The 23848-nt window shown below is 61.5% G+C and carries 19 protein-coding genes; 7 read left to right on the top strand and 12 right to left on the bottom strand.

The genetic code is table 11. From position 1 onward, the window contains the following. Positions 1–192: 192 nt before the first annotated feature. Together NUH88_RS04925 and NUH88_RS04930 are read right to left on the bottom strand one after the other, a co-directional pair. Positions 193–786, bottom strand: a complete 594-nt coding sequence (locus NUH88_RS04925; RefSeq protein ID WP_257770308.1) for an HNH endonuclease — start codon at positions 784–786, stop codon at positions 193–195. 240 nt (positions 787–1026) lie between these two features. After that, positions 1027–1680: an alpha/beta hydrolase gene (locus NUH88_RS04930; RefSeq protein ID WP_257770309.1), complete on the bottom strand. Its 654-nt coding sequence runs from the start codon at positions 1678–1680 to the stop codon at positions 1027–1029. 177 nt (positions 1681–1857) lie between these two features. Here NUH88_RS04930 and gluQRS point away from each other — a divergent pair, with 177 nt between their 5' ends. From gluQRS to NUH88_RS04950, 4 genes are all read left to right on the top strand, one after another. After that, positions 1858–2649 (top strand): tRNA glutamyl-Q(34) synthetase GluQRS, encoded by a 792-nt coding sequence (gene gluQRS / locus NUH88_RS04935; protein WP_372743561.1) that lies wholly within the window; start codon positions 1858–1860, stop codon positions 2647–2649. Between the two features lie 81 nt (positions 2650–2730). Then, on the top strand, positions 2731–3585 hold the full coding sequence (locus tag NUH88_RS04940; RefSeq protein ID WP_257770310.1) for a TauD/TfdA dioxygenase family protein: 855 nt from the start codon (positions 2731–2733) through the stop codon (positions 3583–3585). A 274-nt stretch (positions 3586–3859) separates the two neighbouring features. Then, positions 3860–4984 (top strand): PAS domain-containing sensor histidine kinase, encoded by a 1125-nt coding sequence (locus NUH88_RS04945; RefSeq protein ID WP_257770311.1) that lies wholly within the window; start codon positions 3860–3862, stop codon positions 4982–4984. Positions 4985–4990: 6 nt separating this feature from the next. Beyond that, a complete protein-coding gene (locus NUH88_RS04950) occupies positions 4991–6112 on the top strand; it encodes a 2-methylaconitate cis-trans isomerase PrpF family protein (RefSeq protein ID WP_257770312.1) in 1122 nt (373 codons plus the stop codon). On the opposite strand, the gene NUH88_RS04955 is transcribed toward NUH88_RS04950, so the two are convergent. The 5 genes from NUH88_RS04955 to NUH88_RS04975 form a co-directional block, all read right to left on the bottom strand. Next, the gene (locus NUH88_RS04955; protein WP_257770313.1) at positions 6109–6981 is read right to left on the bottom strand and encodes an EamA family transporter; all 873 of its coding nucleotides are present in this window, start codon (positions 6979–6981) and stop codon (positions 6109–6111) included. The two genes, NUH88_RS04950 and NUH88_RS04955, sit on opposite strands and share 4 nt — an antisense overlap. A gap of 107 nt (positions 6982–7088) precedes the next feature. Then, complete coding sequence (locus tag NUH88_RS04960; protein ID WP_257770314.1) at positions 7089–8015, bottom strand: bifunctional helix-turn-helix transcriptional regulator/GNAT family N-acetyltransferase; 927 nt, start codon at positions 8013–8015, stop codon at positions 7089–7091. A 72-nt stretch (positions 8016–8087) separates the two neighbouring features. Beyond that, positions 8088–9245: an acyl-CoA dehydrogenase family protein gene (locus NUH88_RS04965; protein ID WP_257770316.1), complete on the bottom strand. Its 1158-nt coding sequence runs from the start codon at positions 9243–9245 to the stop codon at positions 8088–8090. A gap of 21 nt (positions 9246–9266) precedes the next feature. Beyond that, complete coding sequence (locus NUH88_RS04970; protein WP_257770317.1) at positions 9267–10643, bottom strand: MmgE/PrpD family protein; 1377 nt, start codon at positions 10641–10643, stop codon at positions 9267–9269. 17 nt (positions 10644–10660) lie between these two features. Then, positions 10661–11362 (bottom strand): haloacid dehalogenase type II, encoded by a 702-nt coding sequence (locus NUH88_RS04975; protein WP_257770318.1) that lies wholly within the window; start codon positions 11360–11362, stop codon positions 10661–10663. 296 nt (positions 11363–11658) lie between these two features. On the opposite strand from NUH88_RS04975, the gene NUH88_RS04980 reads away from it, so the two are divergent. The 3 genes from NUH88_RS04980 to NUH88_RS04990 all read left to right on the top strand — a co-directional run bounded on the left by NUH88_RS04980 (position 11659) and on the right by NUH88_RS04990 (position 15259). Beyond that, entirely contained in the window at positions 11659–13299 is a 1641-nt protein-coding gene (locus tag NUH88_RS04980; protein WP_257770319.1) for an ABC transporter substrate-binding protein, read from the top strand. A 78-nt stretch (positions 13300–13377) separates the two neighbouring features. Further along, the gene (locus NUH88_RS04985) at positions 13378–14349 is read left to right on the top strand and encodes an ABC transporter permease (RefSeq protein ID WP_257770320.1); all 972 of its coding nucleotides are present in this window, start codon (positions 13378–13380) and stop codon (positions 14347–14349) included. A gap of 16 nt (positions 14350–14365) precedes the next feature. Next, positions 14366–15259 (top strand): ABC transporter permease, encoded by an 894-nt coding sequence (locus NUH88_RS04990; protein WP_257770321.1) that lies wholly within the window; start codon positions 14366–14368, stop codon positions 15257–15259. A 73-nt stretch (positions 15260–15332) separates the two neighbouring features. On the opposite strand, the gene NUH88_RS04995 is transcribed toward NUH88_RS04990, so the two are convergent. The 5 genes from NUH88_RS04995 to NUH88_RS05015 form a co-directional block, all read right to left on the bottom strand. Further along, positions 15333–16955, bottom strand: coding sequence for a cytidine/deoxycytidylate deaminase family protein (locus NUH88_RS04995; RefSeq protein ID WP_257770322.1), 1623 nt, complete (start codon positions 16953–16955; stop codon positions 15333–15335). A 227-nt stretch (positions 16956–17182) separates the two neighbouring features. After that, on the bottom strand, positions 17183–19042 hold the full coding sequence (locus tag NUH88_RS05000; protein ID WP_257770323.1) for an ABC transporter ATP-binding protein: 1860 nt from the start codon (positions 19040–19042) through the stop codon (positions 17183–17185). Between the two features lie 187 nt (positions 19043–19229). Next, the gene (locus NUH88_RS05005; RefSeq protein WP_257770324.1) at positions 19230–20576 is read right to left on the bottom strand and encodes an MATE family efflux transporter; all 1347 of its coding nucleotides are present in this window, start codon (positions 20574–20576) and stop codon (positions 19230–19232) included. Between the two features lie 18 nt (positions 20577–20594). Next, a complete protein-coding gene (locus NUH88_RS05010; RefSeq protein WP_257770325.1) occupies positions 20595–21311 on the bottom strand; it encodes an FAD-dependent oxidoreductase in 717 nt (238 codons plus the stop codon). Between the two features lie 86 nt (positions 21312–21397). Beyond that, the gene (locus tag NUH88_RS05015; RefSeq protein WP_257770327.1) at positions 21398–23827 is read right to left on the bottom strand and encodes a TonB-dependent receptor; all 2430 of its coding nucleotides are present in this window, start codon (positions 23825–23827) and stop codon (positions 21398–21400) included. Positions 23828–23848 lie beyond the last annotated feature (21 nt).

Here is a 23848-nt window from a genome sequence, read left to right on the forward strand (position 1 = left end):
GAAAGGGAGCTGTCTGGATGAGTCCGCCCGTCGAAATCGAGCGGATTATTCGTTTAGTGCCCGTGCCTTACCAATAATTATAACAATAAAAAAGCGGTCTTTAAGGAACGTCTACCGTGAAAAATGATCAAGCGGATTTTAGGAAAATAGAAGAGACGCAAGATACTTTAAGAATAAAGCATCCGATCTTTCTCAGAACGCCGGTGCGATCTCGAACTCGTCCTGTTCCAGCTCGCTGTCCCAGTAGAGATAATCGCGCCAGCTTTCGTGCAGATAGTTCGGCGGGAAGGCCCGGCCGTTTTCCTGCAATAGATAGGTCGAAGGCTGAACCGGCTTCACGATGGGCATGAAACCTTTCGGGGTCGGCATCCTGTCGCCTTTGCGGAGATTGCAATGGCCGCAGGCCGTCACGACATTTTCCCAACTCGTCCGGCCACCGCGCGACCGCGGCACGACATGGTCGAAGGTCAAGTCGTGAGTCGGGAAGCGCGCCCCGCAATACTGGCAGCAGAAACGGTCGCGCAGGAACACGTTGAAGCGCGTGAAAGCCGGGCGCCGCGACTGCGGCACGAACTCCTTCAGCGCGATCACGCTCGGCAGCTTCATCTCGAAGCTCGGAGAGCGCACCACATGATCATATTCGGAGAGAATGTTCACCCGCTCGAGAAACACCGCCTTTACGGCGTCCTGCCAGGCCCAGAGGGAGAGCGGGAAGTAGCTGAGAGGCCTGAAGTCTGCGTTCAGGACGAGGGCCGGAGAGGGATGAGCGGCTGATAATGCGTTCACGCGTGTCTCTCCCCGAGGCCTACCGTTTACCGACTAGGGCGCCGGCGTGGGAGTACCGCGACCGGCCACAACATATTGTGGGGTACTACGATGTCCATTGGTTCGCCGACCTCTGTTTCCAACGTGTTGCGCCCAAGCGGCAATGGCTAGATATCAATATATTGTTACGGTTTTTATAACTTGTCACCGGAGAATTTCCCGGTCTCCGCGCCATCTGCCGAACAGCCTTGGTTTCCGCCGTTATTGAGGTAGGACGCGCTGCAGAAAAGCAAGTCCGCGGCGTAGCCCCTCTTCGTCGATCCCATGCCCGAGACCGGGCCTCGCAAGTGATTCGACCTCGATACCGGCACCGGCGAGGGCGGCTTCCGCCGCGGGCATCGCGCCGAACGGCACGACCTCGTCCGCCTCGCCATGGACCAGCGAGACGGGCGGCTTGCTTGCGAGCTCGCCGTCGAGCAGATCGTCGCCGACGAGAGCCCCCGAATATCCGACGACCCCGGCCACCTGCTCCTTCAGGCGCGGCGCGACATGAAGGGACATCATCGTGCCCTGGGAGAAGCCGACCAGCGCGAGACGGTCCCAGCCGAGGCCGTGACGCTCCAGTTCCTGCGCGAGGAAGGTCTCAAGGATCGGTGCCGCCTCCCGCACGCCCTTCAGGATCACCTCTTCGGTCCGGACCTGCAGGCTGAACCATTGCCGTCCGAACGGCGCCATATCGCAGGGGAACGGCGCATGGGGCGAGGAGAAGGCGACATGCGGCAGATGCGGCGCCCAGACCGGCGCAAGGCCGATCAGATCGTTGCCGTCGGCTCCGAGGCCATGCAGCAGCACCACGAGTGCGGTCGCCTGCCCGCCGCCAGCCGCTTCCATGCGCGGGCCATCGAGTTCGGTCATGTCGGTCTCCCTTACACCGGCCGGGAGACAGGTTTTGCTCCCGCAAAGACTACGCTACCTATAGCAGGAACAGCGTCCCGCCAAGTTTGGAGCCCCGTCCTGCCTTTCCCGCCGCGCCCCACCTCCGGTCACGGGACCGTCACCCGCTTCGCTCCCTCGCCGACCGGCGACCTGCATCTGGGGCACGCCTATTCCGCACTGTTTGCGGCGGCCGAGGCGGCGCGGGCGGGCGGCACCATGCTGCTGCGGGTCGAGGATATCGACGTCACCCGGTGCAGACCCGAATTCGAGGCACGCAATCTTGAGGTTCTGCGCTGGCTGGGTCTGACCTGGCCCGAACCGGTGCGCCGCCAGTCCGAGCATCTGGACGACTATCAAGCCGCGCTCGACAGGCTGAAGGAGATGGGACTGCTTTACCGCTGTTTCCTCTCCCGACGCGAGCTCAACGAAGCTCTGTCCGCGCCCCATGGCGCACCCGAAGTGGCCCCGAAGGATACCGATCTCCTGCTCCCGGAAAAGGAACGGCTAAAGCGAGAGGAGGAAGGCGCGCCCTTCGCGCTCCGCCTGCGCATGGCCCGCGCCATGGAGCGTGCCGGAGCGCTGACCTGGCACGACCGCGCCAGAGGGAAACAGGACGCCCGGCCGCAGATATTCGGCGATGTCGTCCTCGCCCGCCGGGACATTCCGACCAGCTATCACCTCTCGGTCACGGTGGACGATGCCCTGCAAGGTGTCACGCTGGTCACGCGCGGCGAGGATCTGTTCGACTCGACCCATATCCACCGGCTACTGCAGGCCCTGCTCGGACTGCCGGTGCCGGACTACCACCATCACGGCCTGCTCCGGGACGATGCCGGAAAGCGTCTCGCCAAGCGCTACCAGTCGGCGGCGCTCCGCGATCTGCGCGCAGACGGTCACAGCGCGGAAGACGTCCGCCGGATGGCCGATCCGGACCTTACCGTGGAATAGCCATCTCCACTGACTTGCGCGCTTACGCCTGCACGGGATTAAATTGCAGTAACGCATGTCAATTGCGGCTGGGAGGACAAGATGGCTCAATCGAGGAAAGCAGAGTCGAAACTCGACATACGCCCTCTGGCGGGTGCGCTCGGCGCGGAAATTCACGGACTCGACATCTCGCAGAATCTTGACGGCGCAAGCGTGGCCGCGCTTCGGCAGGCCTTGCTCGATCATCTGGTGATATTCCTGCCGGCCCAGGAACTGACGCCGCAGCGCCAGCTCGCTTTCGCCCAACATTTCGGCGAGCCCGTGAAATATCCATTCGTGAAGGGACTGGAGGATTGCCCGGAGGTCATGCAGATCCTCAAGACCGAGACGGATCAGGTCAATTTCGGCGGTGTCTGGCATTCCGACACCTCCTACAAGGACCATCCTCCAATGGGCACGATGCTGTACGCCGTCGAACTGCCCCCTTTCGGCGGGGACACCATGTTCGCGAACCAGTATCTGGCCTTCGAAGCGCTGTCGGACGGCATGAAGGCATTACTCTCGGACCTCAAAGCGATCAACGTCTCCGGCAAGGACCGGGTCCAGCAGACCCGAAGCGGCATGATACAGCGCGCGCCGGTCGGGCAAACGCCGGACGAACTGAGTGCGTGCCACCCGGTTGTCCGCACCCATCCCGAAACCGGGCGCAAATCGCTCTACGTCAATATCGCCCACACCACCCGGTTCGACGGAATGACCGAAGAGGAAAGCGCGCCGCTTCTGAACTTCTTGTTCCAGCATCAGATTCAACCGGAATTCACCTGCCGGTTCCGCTGGAGTCCGGGTGCGCTCGCCTTCTGGGATAATCGAGCGGCGATGCATTACCCGATCAACGACTACCATGGATACAGACGGGCCATGAACCGCGTAACCTTGGCGGGAGATCGGCCATTCTGAGGCGAGATTATTGCCGGAACCACCACTCCAAATTGAGTACAATTTCGCTAAAGGCACCACTAAATAAAGTGGATCGAGATCCGTTTTGCACTTAGTCTTGTGATGTGGCGGCAAAGAATGGCCGTCGGCCGCTTGTCCGGAGGGGGGGATGAGCGTGGCCGAATCTGTTCAGAGAAATCAGCCGGGAACGACCACATTGCCTTATTCGCGCCTCCGGGGCCAAGGTAACTTGGGGAACGACTCAGAGCCGCCGTTCGGTTCAACCGCGGGAGGGTTGAACCATAATGACCTGCCGATTCCGATCGACGCGGTGCCGGATGCGCTTGTCGTTTTCGATTCCGAGGGCATCATCCGCGGCGCCAACCGTCTGCTCGGCCAGCTTCTCGGATACAAATCCTCTGATCTGATCGGCCAGCAGGTCGAAATGCTGTTCCCCGATGCCGACCGGGCAGCCCACAGCTCGATCCGCCAGAGTCTCCTGAAACGCCCGCCCGAGGCTTCGCCAACCCTGCACCGTGAGGTCTTTGCGCGTCTGCGCCAGGGCACGCTGATCCCGATTGAGCTCTCCATGATGCGCGTGCCGACAGAGGTCGGCACCATGTTCACCGCCTCGATGCGAGACAGCTCGCGCCATGTCGAGATCGAGAAGGCATTGACCGAAGCGGTCGACGAGGCCGACGCCGCCAATGTCGCGAAAAGCCGGTTCCTCGGCACCATGAGCCACGAGCTGCGCACTCCGCTGAATGCCATCATCGGCTTTTCCGAGATGATCCAGCACGAGACGCTCGGTCCGATGCCGCATGCGAAATATGCGGATTACGTGAAGACCATCGGGGTCTCCGCTCGCCACCTGCTCGACCTGATCAACGAGTTGATCGACCTGTCGCTCATCGAGGACAACAGCCTGCGCCTGAAGCTTGAGCGATGCGATCTGAAGGAAATTCTCCGCGAGTGCCGCTCGGTGATCGAACCACGGGCCGCCGCCGAGAAGCTCAAAATCCGCCTGTTGTTGCCCAAGGAGAAGGTGCACCATCCGGTCGACCAGCAGCGCCTGCGCCAGGTGCTGCTGAACCTGCTGAGCAACGCAGTGAAATTCACCGATGCGGGCGGCACCATCACGCTCGCGCTCTGGAAGGATGCGACCGGCGTTCGGGTGCAGGTCGTCGACACTGGCACCGGCATCGCGCCGGCGGTACTCGCCAACATCTTCGAGCTCTATGTGCGCTCGGAAGCCAAGCGCAATGTCAGCGCCGGCGGCCTCGGCATTGGCCTCCACGTCTCCAAGCGGCTGACCGAAGCCATGGGCGGAACCATCGGCGTGGAAAGCGAACTTGGCCACGGCACCACGGTGACGCTATCCTTTCCGCCCACGACAGCTTTACCCGCCAATGAGAGATAGACGCAGATGACAAGCGCCCGGATCCCAGCCTGTTTCTTCCGCGGCGGCTCCAGCAAGGGTGTTTTCTTCACCGAGACCGATCTTCCGGCGGCGCGTGCGGAATGGGATCCGCTCTTTCTCTCCGTCATCGGAAGCCCCGACCCCTACGGCCGGCAACTCAATGGAATAGGTGGCGGCGTCTCCTCAGTTTCCAAAGCAGCCGTGATCACCGCCAGCCTGCGCGAGGAAGCGGATCTCGATTTCACTTTCGCCCAGGTCGCGGTCGGCGAGGCGCTGGTCGACTACAGCTCCAATTGCGGCAATCTTTCCTCCGCCGTGGCTCCCTTCGCGCTCGAACGCGGCCTGATCCGGCTTGAGGACGGCACCCGCTCGGTCCGGATCTTCAACACGAATACGAACAAGGTTCTGATCGCACATCTTGAGGTCGCGGAGGGCCGCGCCGTCGAAACGGGCTCCTTCGCCATTCCGGGCGTCGCCGGAACCGGCGCGCCGATCCGGCTCGAATTTCTCGATCCCGCAGGCGCAGGCACAGGACGGCTGTTCCCGACCGGTAACCTCAGGGATCAGATCGCAGCCGATGTCGGCCGCACTTTCGAAGCCAGCCTGCTCGATGTCGGCAATCCCTGCATCTTCATCGATGCGGGCGCCGTCGGCCGCACCGGGAACGAGAGCATCAAGGACCTCGAAAGCGATACCGCCCTGATGGCGCTCCTCGAAGACCTTCGCCGCAAGGCCGCGGTGCTGATGGGCTTGGCGGAGGACGAGCACACGGCGCCGGCCGCCGTGCCGAAGATAGCCATCGTCGGCGCCCCTCGCCCGACAGAAGACCTGGCCGGAAACCCGATCGATCCGGCATCTGCCGATCTCGCGGTCCGCATGCTTTCGATGGAAAACGTGCATCGGGTCCTGCCGCTGACCGGCGCCATGTGCGCAGCTGTCGCTTGCAGCATTCCCGGCACCGTTCCGGCGGAACTTACGAAATCTCCGGACGGCGATGTCCGGCTCGCCAATCCATCCGGAATTCTGCCGGTGGGCGCGGATGTCAGTCTCGACGGCGCACCCACGGTGCGTTCCACCACCGTGATCCGGACATCACGTCTGCTGATGAGCGGTGAGGTCGCGGTCTAGCGGTTCAGCGCGATCAGCGCCACCGACCCGCAGACGATAAGCACCGCCAGCGCGATCCGCATGGTCAGCACCTCACGACGGAAGATGACGAGACTGAGGATCATGCTGAAAATCGGCGCGGCGGCGATGATCGGGACCACTGTGACGACTTTGCCGATCAGCAGCGCCTGATTGAGACAGACGACGGCGAAGCCGAAGGTCAGGCCCGCGAAGGCGAACCATCTCGGACCGGGCGCATTCCAGACGAACGGCGTGTCCGACTTCTTCACGAAGCGCGCACCGGTCGCCAGCACCGCCGAGACGGAAAAGCCGACCAGGGTCGCGAAATAGGCGTCCGGCACGAACTCCATGCCGACCTTCGAGAGCACATGCGCCGCCGCCCGGAGCATCGCCGCGCCGAGCGGGAAGAGCAGCGCCCAGACGGGCCAGGTGTGCGTGGCCGTCGCGCCGCGCCGAGACAGCAGCAGCACGCCTGCGATAATCCCGACCGTGCCGAGGCCGGTCTGCAATGTCAGGAATTCGCCGAGCAGCAGGATGCCAAGCGCCAGCCCCCAGAGCGGCGACGTCGAGGCGAGTGTCGAAGCGAGCGTCGGCCCGAGATAACGGATACCGATCACAGACAGATTGGCCGACAGCGCCGGGCGGAACAGCCCGACCGCGGCGAAGATCAGTACGGCCGGATGCAGCCAGGCCGACCAGTCCATGAAAACCGGCGCAGCTACCCAGTACATCAAGGCGGAGAATGTGATGGAGACCGCCGCACCGGTGCGCGAGTCGAGAGTTTGCACGCCGAGATTCTGGAACTGCCCGCCGACGGCGAAAAGGAAGGCCGCGAAGAGAGCCAGCAAGGGTGGTGCATACTCGATCATCGGTCGCCCCGTCGGCAGAAATCACATGACGGACCGACAAGGCGCCCCGACTGTCTGATTTTCCAGCAGTTTTCCGAAGCGTGGAAGCGCCGATCGCGGCACGAATGCTATGCCAGATCGCGCCGCCAGTGCTGCTCGACAAGCGATTGGCCGAAGACCTCGTCCGGCTCTTCGCGGCACAGCTCGAAACCGGCCGCCTGATAGACCCGTCGTGCGGTCGAAAGCACGCTGTAGGTCGAGAGCACCATCTCGCGGTACCCCTGTCGGCGGGCGAAATCGATGCTGGCACCGACCAGCTTGTGGCCAAGACCGAATCCGCGCGCCGCAGGCTCGACATAAACGATCCGGAGCCGTGCTGTTTCCGGCCCGTCCCGCACGACGGCGGCCGACCCCGCGATCCGACCGTCATGCTCGGCGATCCAGAGACAATCGTCGTCGGGATTGTAGCGCTCGACGAAATCGCTCCCGATCTTCAGAAGGAGACGCTCGAATTCGCCGTCCCAGCCATACTCCCCTTCGTAAAGTGCAGCCTGCCGCGCCAGGATCCAGGAGAGATCTCCAGCCCTGTGCGGCCGGATCACCGGCACGACGGATGCGGTCTCGCATGCTAGGAGGCGCTCCGCGGCCTTCAGATTGTCGACCAGTTCGCGCTGCTTTTCCGCATCGAGCGGCGCCAAGACCTCGCCGATTTCCGACCGAGAGCGGACGATAAGCGTCTCGACCGCCTCTCTGCCGCTACCGGTCAGGGTCAGGATCTGACGGCGCCGGTCTCTTTCGGAGACCGCCTGCGACACGAATCCCCGGCGCTTCAATCCGCCGAGCAGCCGGCTGAGATAGCCCGGATCGAGCGCCAGCATGTCCGCCAGATCGCGCGCCGTAAGGCCGTCCTGATGACCGAGCTCGAAGATCACCCGCGCCTCGGGCGGGGTGAAGGCGCTGTCCAGCAGGCGCTCTTTCAGGACGCCGACCTTGCCGGTGAAAAAGCGAGTGAAATGTCTGACCGCATCGACCGGGTCATGTTCCGGGTCCACCATGCACACCTCCCTTGAGGGCTACATGGTGGATCAGATAATTGCTTTCGGCAATCAATTAGGTGCTAACAGCAATTATTTTGCTTTGGGCGCGCGCTGCGAGAAACGTTTGCCGAACACGCCTTCGGCGATCCGGTTCTTCATCATCTCCAGGCTTCCGCCAGCGATCTGCCAGCCACGGGTACGGCGCCAGCAATACTCGACCAGGCTCTCCTCGGTATAGCCGAGCGCTCCGAGCACCTGCATCGCCTCGTTGGCGGCGTGGAAGCCGGCCTGGTTGCAGAGATATTTGGCGATCGCCGTGTCGTACGCGGAGGGCAGGCGGTCCGCCGCCTCGCTGGCGACCTTGTAGAGCATGAGCTGCGCTGCCTCGATTTCGGCGGCGCATTCCGCGAACTTCCATTGGATGCCCTGGAAGTCGGCGAGCTCGCGGCCGAACTGCTTGCGGGTCAGGGCATGCTCCTTCGCGATCTCGAAGGCATGGCGCCCGAAGGCGAGTGCGCGCGAGGAGTTGCCGATCCGCTCGACATTGAAGGCCGAAATCTGCTTGCGGAATCCGCCCTCGCCCAGCAGCACGTTTTCAGCCGGAACGTAGACATTGTCGAAATAGAGCTGGCACCAATGCTCGCCGCCGACATAGCGAACCGGCTCTCCGCGGGTGAAGCCCTCCTGATCACGCTCCAGAATAACCGATCCGATACCGTCGATACCCGGCCCATAGCGAACATAAATCAGGAACAACTCGGCATCCGGACTATGGGTGGAAAAGACTTTCGAGCCATTGACCCGGAAGCCGTCGCCGTCCGGCGTCGCACTGGTGACCAGATCCGTCGCCGCGGAGCCCGCTTCCGGTTCGCTCATCCCGAGGCAGATACAGATCTCGCCGGCCAGCAGCCGGCCGAGCCATTTCTCCTTCTGCAGAGGCGTCGCATATTCGGCGAAAGTACGGATAGGTCCGAAATTCCCAGCCTGGATCACATCCGCGCTCCGGGGACAGACCTCCGCCACCGCCTGGATCGCGAGCACCGCATCCATCACGGTCCCGCCCTGCCCGCCATCCGCCTCGTCCATGGTGATGCCCATCAGCCCCTGTTCGGACATGAGCTTCGCCACCTCGAAGGGAAAACCATCCTCGTGTGCCCGTGCGAGCGCGCCTTCCTTCAGATGACGTTCCGCAAAGCCGCGCACAGCATCCTGAAAGAGACGCTGCTCCTCACTCAAACTGAAATCCAAGATATCCTCCCGTTGGTGCGGCTATTCCGCCGCGGATTGAGTGGCCGCCCGGCCGAGCGGGAGCTCGGCAAGGGACGCCAGCCTGTCGATCTTCCAGAGCTTGTCGCCCAACGCCGCCGTACCAGCCCCGAGCTGATCCGACACAAGCTCCACGAATTTCTCATCGAGCTCTGCATCGCTCAGCGGCGCGTCCGGATCGCCCTTGCGGGTCGGCGCATAATGGCTGAAGCGGCGCCCGTCCGCGGTCTCGATCGTCACCCGCGCAGAGCGCCTGCCGGGGAACGCGGCATCGCATTCCGGATCGACCTTGTGCGCGACCTTCGATGCGAGCGTCCGGATCCTTTCGTCCCCGAGCGCCTCCGGCGAAAACGCCGCGATGCGCACCGCGCCGGTGGCAATCACCGCGCCTACACAATACGGCAGAGAGAATTTCGCCTCGAACGCTGTCTTCGGATCGGCATTGCCGCAAATCTCAAGCGACTTGCCATAGGATCCAACCTCAATCCCGGCGATATCCTCCGCCGCCAGCCCGTTCTCCGTCACGATCTGACGCGCCGCATCGACCGCGGCATGTACGTGTCCGCAGGCGGCATGGTTCTTCTGCGTCGTGCGCTCGATGGTCCAGTCTTCACCGAGGCCGGCGACCGCCTTTTGCCAATCGACGTCGCGGCTCATCGCGGCACCGAACCCTGCCGCGCCCTCCAGAATATCGAGCACGCCGGTGACGCCCGCCTCCGCCATCCGCGCCGCGAGCACGCCGCCCTCCGCGGCACGGCCGGCATGAATTGGCTTGCTCATCGCCTCCGCACGGAACGCCTGCTGCAGGCCCGCAGCCATCGTGCCCGCGCTCGCCAGAGCATGGGCCGCCTGCGGCGGATTGAGGCCGAGAATGACGGCGGACGCCGCCGTGCCGCCGAAGAACCCGATTGTCGCCGTGGTATGCCAGTAATCGTAATGCGCGGGATTGACCGCCGCAGCGATCCGGTTGGACACCTCGTATCCGGCAATGACCGCGCGCAGGAACAGCTCGCCCGGTGCACCGGTATCCTCCGCAAGCGCCAACGCCGCCGGAATGACCACCACGCCCGGATGAAACAGGCCGTCCCTGAAAATGTCGTCGAATTCGACCGTGTGGGACGCCGTACCGTTGATCAGGGCCGCCGTGCGCGCCGTGGCAAAACGGCCAGACGGCACAAGCCGTGAACGCCCCCGGTCAAGATCCTCGGCGAGTGCGGTCTCAAGCAGTGTCGCCGGCGGCAGGACGCCGCCCGGAATGGCGGCGGCGAACCAGTCCAGCACGCACCGCCGCGCGTGATGCCGTGCGTTTTCCGGCAATGCGGCGGTGCGCATTCCCGAAATGAATTCCCCAAAAGTCTCTGTCGGGCTCTTTATGGCCATTCCGTTTCCTCCTTCTGTCAGCAGCCAAGCTGATCGGCGACGCCCTCCATCGAATCAGCAATCACGTCGTAGTCATGCTCGGCCTCGAAATCGACTTTCTGCTCCGGGCCGTATTCTGTCGGCCGGGCGATAAATGCGGTCTTCAGCCCGAGATCGCGGGCCGCGACGAGATCGCCGTTATGAGCCGCCACCATCATGCAATCCTCCGGCGCCAGATGCAGCAGGCGGCAGCCGGTAAGATAGGTCTCGGGTTCGGGCTTGTAGGTCCCGGCGAGTTCGGCGCCGAGAATCATGTCCCACGGCAGGCCGCCGTGTTTCGCCATATTGATCATGAGCGCGACATTGCCGTTCGACATGGTCGCGAGGATGAATTTCTTCTTCAGCCGGGTCAGGCCCGGGACGCTGTCCGGCCACGGCGCGAGACGGTGCCAGGCCCGGTTCAGCTCGTCAATTTCCGTCTCGGAAAGGCCATCGATGCCGAATTCCTCAAGCACCTCGATAAGATTTTCCCGGTGCAAGGTATCAAGTGCCACGAAACCGCGCTCTCCGCTTCGCACCACTTTCATGGCCGGGACATAACGCCGTCTCCAGGCAAGGGCAAAAGCCTGTCCGTCAAGATCGAGACCCTTTTCTTTTGCCAAACGGTCAAATTCGACAGCAATGCTGTTGCGCCAGTCGACAACTGTTCCGAAGACATCAAAGAAAAGCGCTTTAATCACCAGCCGTTTCCCCACTGCTTAATTTTGTTGCGTTCCCGTACTCCGGAAAAGCGGCGCCTCTAATGCACAGTTTTCTTGACCAAAAATCGAAAGCCGGGACAATGGTATACAGTTCGTATGGCTGAAAGACCGGAAAACAACGGTTAGCAGACCGACGAAAGGGTAGGCGAACGGAGGAACGTCAGACAACGCTCCAAATGGCAAAGAGTGTCTTCTTCGCTGTGCGAGGAAGCGTTGTTGCGCGTGACAACCGCGCCTTCTCAATAAATTCCGTTATTAGGGAAGGAGTTACGTCCATGAAGAATTTTTGGCGGTCGACAGCCACCACTGCGCTGACCGTCGGTATCGCGGCCCTCTTCGGTCCTGCCGCCGCGCAGGCCGAAACACCGCAATACGGCGACGAACTGCGTATCGTGGTCGGCTCGAAGATACCGTCTTATGACGGACACATCGAGTCCACGTTCGGCATGATCCATCCGATCCGGCCGTTCTACAGCCTGCTGATCCGGGTCAATCCGGACAATCCGTCCTCGCCGACCGATTTCGTTTGCGACGTCTGTGAAGGCGACGTCCCGGCGGCAACCGACGGCGGCACCAAATACACCTTCAAGATCCGCGACGACGTTAAGTTCCACGACGGCACGCCGCTGACGGCGCATGACGTCAAGGCGACTTTCGACAAGATCGCGTTCCCGCCGGAAGGCATCGCTTCCAACCGGCAGGCTTACTTCAAAACCGTCGAGTCAATTTCGGCACCGGACGACCGGACGGTCGTCTTCAAGCTGAAGAACCCGACCGGGACTTTCCTGCCTTCGGTTGCCATGCCGTACAACTTCATCTACGCGAAGAAGGACCTGGACGCGCACGGCTACACTTGGCACCAGAAGAACATCAACGGCTCCGGCGCGTTCAAGTTCGTCGAACATGTTCCGGGCAGCCACGTGAAGGGCACCAAGTACGAAGGTTACCATCACAAGGGCCAGCCCTATCTCGACGGCTACACCGCGATCTCGGCACCGAAAATGTCGGTTCGCCTGCAGGCGATCCGTGGCGGTCAGGCCGATATCGAGTTCCGCGGTTTCCCGCCGAAAGCGCGTGACGATCTTGTCAAAGCCCTGGGCGATGACATCACCGTGCAGGAAAGCGACTGGAACTGCGTTCTTATCGTGACGCCGAACCACAAGGTGAAGCCGATGGACGACCCGAAGGTCCGCAAGGCCCTGTCGCTCGCCATCGACCGCAAGGGCGGCTCCCAGTATCTGTCCAAGATCGCGATCGTGAAGACGGTCGGCGGCGTCGTCTTCCCCGGCCACCCGCTCGCGGCGACCGAGGACGAGCTTAAGCAGCTTGCCGGCTACGGCGACGACATCGAGGCCAACCGCGCGGAGGCCAAGCGGCTTCTGAAAGAGGCCGGTCACGAAAACCTCAAGGTGACCCTGCACAATCGCGGCGTCGACCAGCCTTACAAGGTTGTCGGCACCTGGCTGATCGACCAGTGGAAGAAGATCGGCGTGCAGGCGGATCAGTGGGTCCAGCCGACCACTCCTTTCTACGCCACGTTGCGTAAGAAAAAGGACTTCACCATCTCGCTCGACTTCAACTGTCAGTCGATCGTCAACCCGATCGCCGACATTTCGAAGTTCCTGCCCGGCGCCGGCAACAACTACGCCGAGTTCCAGGACGAGCAGCTGATCAAGTGGTATGACGAACTGCTGGCGGAAGGTGACCAGGCCAAACAGCGCGAGATTATCCGCAAGTACGAAAAGCGGGTGCTCGACGAGCTGTCGTCCCAGTTCATCACGCTGTGGTGGTACAAGATCAACCCGCACCGTTCCTATGTGAAGGGCTGGAAGATCGCGCCGAGCCACTATCTGAACCAGGCGTTGGATAACATCTGGATCGATCAGGCCGAGAAGAAGCGCCAGCTCGGCGGCTAATCGGCAAAAATTGATGTCGGCCGTCCCGCTCCGGTGGGGCGGCCGTCCTTTTCACACAAAGGTAATCGACGGCAAGGCATGTACGGATACATCGTCAAACGCATGCTCATGCTGCTCCCGACACTTGTCGGAGCGGCCATCCTCGTCTTTCTTCTCCTCAGACTTGTTCCGGGCGACATCTGCCTGATCAAGTTCGGCGGCGAGGGAGCATACGCGGACCCTGAGCAAATCAAGCAGTGTCAGATCCAGCTCGGTCTGGAAAACCCGATCTATGTGCAGTTCTGGGATTACATGAAGGGCTTCTTCGTCCTCGATCTCGGTACTTCGATGTGGACGGGCAAGGACGTGACATATGAAATCGGCGTCCGCTTCCAGCTATCGCTCCAGGTTGCGATCATGGCCACACTGACATCCGTCATCATCGCCATTCCGCTCGGCGTGATCTCGGCCGCGAAGCAGAACACCATGGTCGATTACGTGGTGCGCGGTTTCAGCATCGCCGGCATTGCAATGCCGTCTTTCTGGCTCGGCATTCTCATTATTCTCGGGCTTCTGATCGGCAGTCAGGAAATGTTCGGGCGTCCCTGGATGCCACCGATCAACTACGAACCGATCTGGGTCGATCCGGCGCACAATCTCTCGCAGCTGATCTGGCCGGCTCTTGCCACCGGGTACCGCTATTCCGCGGTCGCCACCCGCATGACCCGCTCCGCCATGCTCGAGGTGCTGCGCGAAGACTATGTCCGCACCGCGCGGGCCAAGGGACTGATCGAGAAGGTCATCGTGAACAAGCACGCGCTCAAGAACGCGATGCTTCCGGTGGTGACCATCGTCGGGATCGAATTTGCCTTTCTTATGGGCGGTCTCGTCGTCACCGAGCAGGTGTTCAACCTGAACGGTCTCGGCAAGCTGTTCGTCGAATCCGTGACCCAGTCCGACTACACCCTCACCCAGGCTCTCGTGATGCTGGTCGTGATGATCTTTGTCGTCATGAACTTCGTCGTCGACGTCCTCTACGCGTGGCTCGATCCGCGCATCCGCTACAGCTAGGGGGGAGATGCATAACATGAGCACCATGGAAGCAAGTCCCGAAACCAATACCGGCTTCAAGCGCACCTCGATCATGGACCATGTCGGTCGCCTGATCCGGCGCCAGCCGCTCGGCACCGGCGGAGCCGTCGTGATCATCGTCATGGTCGTGATGGCCCTCTTCGCCGATTTCATCGCGCCATACGATCCCGAAGCGAACAGCTTCGAACATATGCTGGTCCCGCCGAGCCTGGACTTTCTGCTCGGCACCGACCAATTCGGACGGGATCTGTTCTCGCGTATCGTCTACGGTGCCCGGACCGCCCTCTTCGTCGGTTTCGCCTGTGCCATCATTGGGGCCTTCGGCGGCTTGATACTTGGCGTGGCGAGCGCGTATTTCGGCGGCTGGTTCGACCTGATCATGCAGCGGATCATCGACGTCTTCATGGCGTTTCCGCTCATCATCATGGCGCTGGCCATCGTCGCGATCTTCGGGACCGGCACGGACAAGGTGATCATCGCCATCACCATCCCGTTCATCCCGCGCTGCGCCCGGGTCGTCCGGTCGAGCGCACTGGCGGTTCGTGAAATGCCCTATATCGATGCGGCACGGTCGATCGGTTACGGCCATTTCCGGATCATCATGAAGCATATCGCCCCGAACGTGGTCGCGCCGTTCCTGATCATGCTGACGGCCTTCCTCGGCGAGGCGATCCTGCTCGAGGCCTCGCTCTCCTATCTCGGGCTCGGGGTGCAGGAACCGACGCCAGCCTGGGGGCTGATGCTGCAGGGCGGAGCCGAGGAATATGCCGAAAGCGCGCCCTGGGTTCCGGTCTGGCCGGGGCTCGCGATTACCATCGCGGTGTTCGGCTTCAACCTGTTCGGCGACGCGGTCCGCGACATCCTGGATCCGAAGCTGCGGACGCGGTAAGCGCTCAAAACCAAAATTCGAAAAGCCCCGCCAAACCCGGCGGGGCTTTTTATATTGGGTGACATGCAGAGCATCAGACGAACGGGATTTGGTTCCAGATCGGGTCGTCTTTTTTTGCCGACGATAGTTTTGCCTGCGTTGCTCCGAGCGGATTGAGAACTCCTCGTTTAGCCAGCGCATCCAGAAACTCATTGCAGTATTGGAGTCCCGCGTAGACTCCCTGCGCAATGCCGTTCGCACGCGGCCATAGCGTCCCGATCAACTCGCGATGCGGCACTTCCATCCGCTTCGATACCGGCAGAGCATTGGCCAATGAGGTGGCGTAATGTTCCGTCGCAGCGTCGGGAAACAGCTCCATTTTCTTTTGGATAAAGAGTGGCAGGACCGACAGTTCATCGGTATAGGCGGTCTCCGCGCCCTCACCGAACAGAAAGTCGATGATATTCCGCTGGGCGGTTTTGTCGTCCGGGTTCTTCTCGGCCTGCGCCACAGCCTGTTCCATCATGCTTTCTAGGAACGAAGCGACGGGATAGTTCGATCCGGATTGCCAGTTGTACAACCCGCAATTGTTATGCCCCAACCTGAGTGCGCTCTTACGCTTGCCGGAGGCCGAGATGTTCGGATCGTCCTGGCCAGATACAACTTTGATATTCCGACCGACGGTCGTGATGTATCCGGAGCACATGTAACAGGGCTCCAGTGTCGTATAGAGATGCGCGTATTGCGGAAGTTCGTTCAGATTCTGGCTTTCCAGATACTGCTGAATCATTAGGGTTTCGCCGTGAAAAGTCGGGTTGAGCCCTTTGAAGTTGAGCCCCCAGGCAACGATCTTCATGTCGGAGCCATTGTTCAGGTTGGCCACCGGCTGAACCAGCAATCCCCCTATGTTGTTCCCATAAGGGCGCGGGGGCTCGACTGAGCGCGCATCTTTCGAGACCGGAGCTTGCCAAGCGCCCCCGACCAATGCGTATGCGGACAGCATGAACAACGAGTCGTAACATTTCTCCGAGATTTCGGTAGCCACGCCGGTTAACGGATCGTCATAGCCGTCATTGTAATTCGTGCTTGCATAAACAGGGGCCGACTTTGTGAGAACCGGCATTGAAAGGTCCGGCGCCTTCACACCCTTGTCCGTTGCCGCCTCTTGCAGGCTCACTCTCTCCTTGGCCGGCAAGTTATCCGGCTTTGCAAGATCGGTCGTGAAACGCCCCGTATATAGGGCTCCGGTCCCGTCGAAGCCGATGCGCGGGAACTCGCCGACAAGACTTTCGCCTGGATCCAGCCTCACGACCGCCAGATTTGCCTGCAGATCGCCTTGTATGTCACGAGATGTGGCTTGATCAGCCCCGGACAGCACCGGATAAACGATGCTCCGGATCTTTGCTCGCCAAGCCATTCCAATATCAAAGTCGGTGGGGACATAGTTCAGCCAAAGGTCACAATCGGGCACGTCGTCTGGCAAGTTTTGGCTTATTTTCACACCCGGGCTGTTGTCGTGCCGGGCCTCGTTGTGAAGCTGATTGGCCCAGCCGAAGGGAAGATGGCCTGCCTGCGCACCGCTATAACCTTTCAGGTAATCGTCCGTCCTTACGAGAACGCCGAGCCTGTAGTCCGTACCGGCGGCATTGACGATCGTCACGTTCCCGCAATTTTGTTTGAGCGTGCTGATGAACTGATCAAGCAACTGGAGTTCCATCCGGCTATCCCTCCATTCCGTGCGTCATGCATGTTCCGACCCAGATGAAGACGTTGCGGAATGAGTTACGTGAACCGATCAAAGATGGCTTTGCGCCCATTTCAGTGAAGGAACCTTACTTTCGCGGCACATGAATCCACTTCGGCCGGCGCTCTCTTAAGAGTACGTGAAACGAAAAACGGCGCCCGAAGGCGCCGTTTTGAAATTGTGGGACCGTTAAGGTCAGGTCACCCCTCCAGGACGAAATGCCCCTCGCCGACCTGGCGGTATTCCCGCTTCGGCGGCTCGTAGCCGATCGGTTTCAGCGGGCTCGGGATCTCGTCCGTCATCAGGTTAAGGTCCCGCTTGCGGCGCGACGGATCCGCGACGGGGACCGCCGACATCAGCTTCTTCGTATAAGAATGCTGCGCGTTCTCGAACACCGCCTCGCGCGGACCGATCTCGACGATTTCGCCGAGATACATCACCGCCACCCGATGGCTGACGCGTTCGACGACCGCCATGTCATGGCTGATGAAGAGATAAGCGAGGCCGAATTCCTCCTGCAGATCCATCATCAGGTTCACGACCTGGGCCTGGATCGACACGTCGAGCGCGGAGACCGCCTCGTCCGCGATGATCAGCTTCGGCCCCAGCCCGAGAGCGCGGGCGATGCAGAGACGCTGACGCTGACCGCCGGAGAATTCGTGCGGATACCGCTCGGCATGCTCGGAGTCGAGACCGACGCGGCGCAGCAGGGAGACGACCCGTTCGTCCGCTTCCTTGCCCTTGGCGATGCCGTGCACGATCATCGGCTCCGCGATCGCCGAGCCCGCCGTCATGCGCGGATTGAGAGACGCGAACGGGTCCTGGAAGATCATCTGCATGTCGCGCCGGAGCGGACGCATGTCTTTCGGGTCGAGCCCCATCAGCTCGGTCCCCTCGAACTTGATGCTGCCGCTGTTCGGCTCCACCAGCTTGATGATCGAGCGGCCCGTGGTCGACTTTCCGCAGCCGGACTCGCCGACCAGAGCCAGCGTCTCGCCCGGCTGCAGGCCGAAGGAGACGCCCTCGACCGCATGCACGCGCGCCGTCGCCGAACCGAACATACCTTTACGGATGTCGAAACGCGTGGTCAGTCCCTCGACCTTCAGAAGCGGCTCCGCCTCGTGCCGGACGGTGTCCTGCATCTCCTCGAGCGTCGCCTCGGCGCTGGCGCCTTCCTTGACTACTTCGCCCTCGGCCCGGCTCACGTCCACATTGGCGAACTTGGCCGGAAACTTCTTGCCCTGCATGGAGCCGAGCTTCGGCACCGCCGCGAGCAGCGCCTTGGTATAGGGATGCTCCGGGTGATGGAAGATCTGCTCGGCCGGGCCTTCCTCGACCTTCTCACCCTTCAGCATGACGACAACCCGGTCAGCCACCTCGGCCACGACGCCCATGTCGTGGGTGATGAACATGACCGACATGCCAATTTCCTGCTGCAGCATCTTGATCAGGTCGAGAATCTGCGCCTGGATCGTCACGTCGAGCGCGGTGGTCGGTTCGTCCGCGATCAGCAGGCTCGGCCGGCAGGCCAGGGCCATGGCAATCATCACGCGCTGACGCATGCCGCCGGAAAGCTGGTGCGGATATTGAGTGAGCTGCTTTTCCGGCTCCGGAATGCGCACAAGCTTCAGCATCTCAAGCGCGAGATCGAGCGCTTCCTGCTCGCTCTTGCCCTGGTGCAGCATGATGGTTTCGGCGATCTGGAACCCGATGGTGAAAACCGGGTTCAGAGAGGTCATCGGCTCCTGGAAGATCATCGAGATATCGTTGCCACGAATATCCCGCATCACGCTCTGCGGCGACTTGGCGATGTCGATCACCTCGCCGTTCTTGCGCCGGAAGTTGATGTCCCCGGAATTGATCTCGCCGCCGGCGTAGTCGGTCAGACGCATCAGCGTCATCGCGGTCACGGACTTGCCGGAACCGGACTCGCCCACAACGGCCAGCGTTTCGCCCCGGTCGATATGCCAGGAAACTCCGTCCACCGCCTTGACGGTCTGATCGTCAAGCGGGAAATAAACCCGAAGATCGTCAACTTCGATCAGTCGGTTCTCATCCATTTATACGGCCTCCCTGGCTCGCTCGGTAGGGCTCGGCGCATTGAATTGTTTTTGTTTTTGCACCGAATTCAGCCGCAGAGTGTGTCCGCTTTTAACCGTCGAATCCAGACGCAATCTGGCAATTTTCGCTTGCCGGAAGAGCCAGAGCGCGAACCGCGCGGAAAAGCCCCGGATAAGTTGCGCTCCGTCAGCCAGCGGCGGCGTCCGGGATCAGCCTCACGCTTTGCCAGGTCCGGCGGCGCCAGAGCAAATACATCGCCGTTCCTTTCAGCGCCTCCTCCGTCAGATAAGCGTACCAAAGCCCTTCGACCCCGACGTCCAGCACCTCCATCGCTAGATAGGCTAGAGGCAGCGCCAGAGCAAAGGTGATGGTGAGGTTCGTCAGGACCGGCCGGTTGACGTATCCGCATGCCTTGAGAGAGTTGAACAGGATCAGATTGACCGCGCTGCAGGGCGTCACAAAGATCTGGACCAGAAGGATCTGCTTCACGCTCGCGAGGATTTCAGGATCCGAGGTCAGGAGCCCGGCGAAGAAATCCGAGAAGATATAGAGCAGCAACGAAGCGATCATCCCGACCCCGGCTGTGGCCAGTGCTGTCTTTCGCGCACGCCGGAAGGCCGTCTCGTCGTCGTCGCCCCCCTTGTCGTAACCGACGAGCACCTGGTTTCCGTGCGAAATCACCATCGTGATGATGAGCAACAGGGAAGCGACCGTCAGCGAGTACGACCGGGTCAGAACGCCGCTCACTCCCAACGCCGCGACCATCGATACGATGGCCAGCTGATAGAGGTTGTAGCTGAGATTCTCACCAACGCTTGGCGTGGAAATCTTGAGGATCTTGCGGACCGTCTGCCAGAAACCGGCTTCGAGATCCGCGAGAGTGATCCCGAGGCGCCAGTAGAGGATGAAGAGCAGCAGCGCGATGCTGGAAAGCCGGACCACCACTGTCGACAGTCCGGCGCCGTAAATCCCCATCTCCGGAAAGATCCAGACACCGTAGACCATCATGTATTCGATGCCGATATAGGTCACGTTGCCGATCAGCCCGAGCACGAGGATCTCGAGCGTATGGCCGAACCCGGTCAGGACCGCCTTGGCCGCCATGATGAATCCGTTGAACATCATGGCGGCGGCAATGATGTAGACATAGATCACGACGTCTTCGTAGATCTCCGCCGGGGTATTTACCCATTCCGCGAAGAACCGTGCGCCGATCACCAACACGCTCGCGATCAAAGCCCCGAGACCGAAACTGGCGATGATGCCGGTCACCGCCACGCCGCGCGCCTTCGCCACCTCGTCACGCCCGAGATACTGGGAAATGAGCACGAGCGCGCCGATCGAGATCAGTCCGGAGAGGTCGTAGGCGACGCCGAGAATCTGGTTCGCCATGCTGACCGAGGCGGCCAGATTCTCCTGGTAATTGGACAGCAACATGGTGTCGGCAAAGGACACGCCGATGGTCATCGCACCGTAGAAAAACAGCGGAAAGGTTATCTGGAACAAGTTCTTGCGTTTGAATTTCTGTGCCATCGGGCGCCCGATCCAGGGTCAGTAATCGAATTTCTCGGTGCGAATGCGGTCCGGCTCGACGCCTGACGCCGCGAGGAAGTCCTTCACGTCGGTCACGAACCCCGCCGAACCGCAGACGAAACAGATCTGATCCGGAACGCCGATCCGCCGCTCTATGGCCGCAAAAAGACTGGCGCGGCCGACGAACGCCACCCGCCCCGGCCATGCCCCCCATTCGTCGCGGTAGAGGTAATCGCGGCCCGCATAGATCAGCGACCAGTCAGCCTCGCTCTCCCCGAGCTCCGCGATATGCGCGCGGATCGGCGCGATCCCAATCCCGCCGGCAATGAAGAGAAGCGGCCGGTCCTCGGTCGTCCGGTCGCGGACGAAACCGCCGCGAACGGTGTGGAAGCCGACCGTGTGACCGACCCTCGCCCGCCGGAACCGGCGCTTGAAGCGCGATCCCGAGGCAAGATCCATGGAAATTGCGATTTCCGGCTCGGCCGGCGCCGAGGCGAAGGACATGTGCCGGACGGTATGGTTCGTCAGATAGGCGTTCGGCGCGATGACATGAACATACTGGCCCGCCTCGTAGGTCAGGTCGGCCGGCTTCAGGAAATAGTAGGTCCAGACATCGTCATACTCGTTCACCATCCGGGCAATCGGAAGGGTATGGACCCGGAGCCCCGGATATCCCCTCAGCCGGAAAACGAGAAAGTAGACCGGGCGGAGAAGCCTCTTCAGCCATTCCGGCATGGCACGCTCATCGATATCCGGTTTCGGAAACGGAGCGGGAATCCGCAGTCGGGTCCCCGCTCCCGCAGATCACGTCCGGGCAACGCTCAGAACCGCGCGAAGACCTGGACACCGAACGTCCGGCCGTCCCCAACGCTGGCCTCGATCGTGTTCGATGAGATGCCGGTCAGGTACTCCTCGTCGAAGATGTTGTCGACATAGAGACTGGCACTGAAATGCCCGAGCGCGTAGCCGATCCGGGCATTGGCCAGGTAGTACTCGTCGACCAGACGGGCATCGTCGTTATCGATCGCCGAGTTGGAGTAGAAGTCGCTTGTGTAACTCGCATCGGCGGCGGCAAAGAAGCCGGACTCATGCCGGTAGGACGCGCCGATTGAGGCGGTGACTTCCGGAGCCTCGGGGAACTTGTTCCCGTCGCAGATATTGTTCGTATTCGAGCAGAGAATGCTCGTCAGATCCTTGATCTCGGTCTTGAGCACCCCGAGCGCGCCGAAGGCCTGCCAGCCGTTGCCGAAACTGTAACGGCCCTCGACCTCCGCACCGTAGGATTCAGAACTCCCGGCATTGTCCGTGAGGACAGCACCGTCGAGCCCGACATCCCGGATCGTGATCTGTTGATCCTTGTAGGAATTGTAAAAAATATTGCCGCCGAGCGTCAGGCCCTCGATGGACTGATCACGGTAGGCCAGCTCCGTCGTCCAGACGAATTCGGGGTCGACTTCCGCCACCTGATCGATCGTGGAGTCGGCCACCTGGCTGAAACCCTGACGATAGCCCCGCGCCACGGTCAGCGCGACAGTGCGGTCCGGCGTCAAATCGTAGGCGATACCGGCCTTCGGCAGCAGGACATCGTATTCCTGCGTCGCATCCATCGACTTGTCGTAGAGGATATCGGCGATGGAATTCTCCAGAAACCCAGTCACATCCGTCACGATGAAATTGCGGACCTCGTCCCGCTGAAACCGCAGGGCGCCGAGCAACGAGAAATTCTCGGTCAGCCGGTAGCGCAGGTCCGTGTAGACCGCCGCACTTTCCGTTTCGTTCTGCGTCCGGGAGTCGATCGTGTGGTCGCCGGCACCGAACAGGATCGAGGAATCCAGGAAGAATCTGGAATCCGTCTCGTAGTCGAACTTGCCGTAGAACAATCCGACCGTCCCGGTCAGATCCCCGCCGCCATCGAGTTCGAGCCGGAGATCCTGGGTGAAATCGTCGTTCTCACGTCCCCCGGTGCGGGAATAGACCGGGTTCCCCGGCGCGGTTCCGATCGTGAGATCCGCATCGTGCAGCGCCGTGATCGAGCGCAGGGACAGGCCACCGTCGAACTCGTAGGTGACGTCGACGCCGTAATTGTTCACCTCGTTCTTGCGCAGTTCGGCCGTCGAGTAGCCGCTGGCACTTGAGTCGAACCGCCGGTCGAAATAGTCGGGGCCGGTGACGGTATTCGAGGCCGGCTGGTCGAACACGTCATTGGCAGTCAGTTTGATGCTGAGGCCGTCCACCGCCTTCGGAACGATCAGCAGCTTGCCGCGTACATTGCGGTATTTGTCGTCGTTCAGATCTTCGTCTGCGCTGTTCACAAAATCGATGTCCTTCTCCTCCTGCCGGAACTCACCGGCGAGGCGGAAGGCGACCTGATCCTCCATGATCGGGCCAGACAGCATGAAGGCCCCGTCCCGGCGCTCTTGATTTCCAAGCGTGCCCCGGGCGCTGCCTTCATAATCGAACGTCGGATCGTTGGATTCGACGACGATCGCGCCGGCCATCGCATTGCGGCCCTGCAGCGTCGATTGCGGCCCGCGCAGCACCTCGACCTGCTTCAGGTCCCAGGTCCCGCGGGAGCCGCGCCGCAGTGCCTCGGAGGACTGCACGACACCGTCGATCACCACCGTGATCTGCGGCGCGGAGTTTTCCGGTGCGGTAATGCCGTCGGCATTCACGCCGCGGATCTGCATCGCGTTGTTGCCGCCATTACTCGAGAAATAGCGGACATTGGCCATCGTGTTGAAAACGTCGCTGAGCTCGTCGAGCTTGTAGGTCTCGATATCCGCGCCGGTGGCCACGCCGACGCTGCTATAGGTCTCCTGATAGCTGCGCTGGACCTTTTCGCCATAAACCACCAGCGGCTTCAGTTCCGCGGCGTTCGAGCGCTGCTCCGCGGCAATGACGGCAACCGTCGTGCCGTTCAAGCGGTAATCGAGGTCGGTCCCGGCGAGGAGCTGCCGCAGGGCCTCCTCGACCGACATCGAGCCGGAAATAGCGGGGCTTTGATGGCCCTCCACAAGGTCGCCGCGCGCCGAGATCTGATGACCGGACTGGCTGGCGAGAGCCTGCAACGCACCGGCGAGATCCTGCGCCGGAATGTCGAAGGAATATGCCGCGCCGCTCTGGGCGATGACGGTTTCTTCGGCCGCGGCGGATCCGGGCGCCGCCATCGGTGCAAAAGCGGATATCAGCGCCAGCAACGCGGTTGTCCCGATGGACGGCCGCATTCCCCGTTCCAGCCTCGCGAATTCCATTCCCCTACCCCTTGGTCCCCG

This window comes from Nisaea acidiphila, from assembly GCF_024662015.1.
In the GTDB taxonomy this organism is placed as follows: Bacteria; Pseudomonadota; Alphaproteobacteria; order Thalassobaculales; family Thalassobaculaceae; genus Nisaea; species Nisaea acidiphila.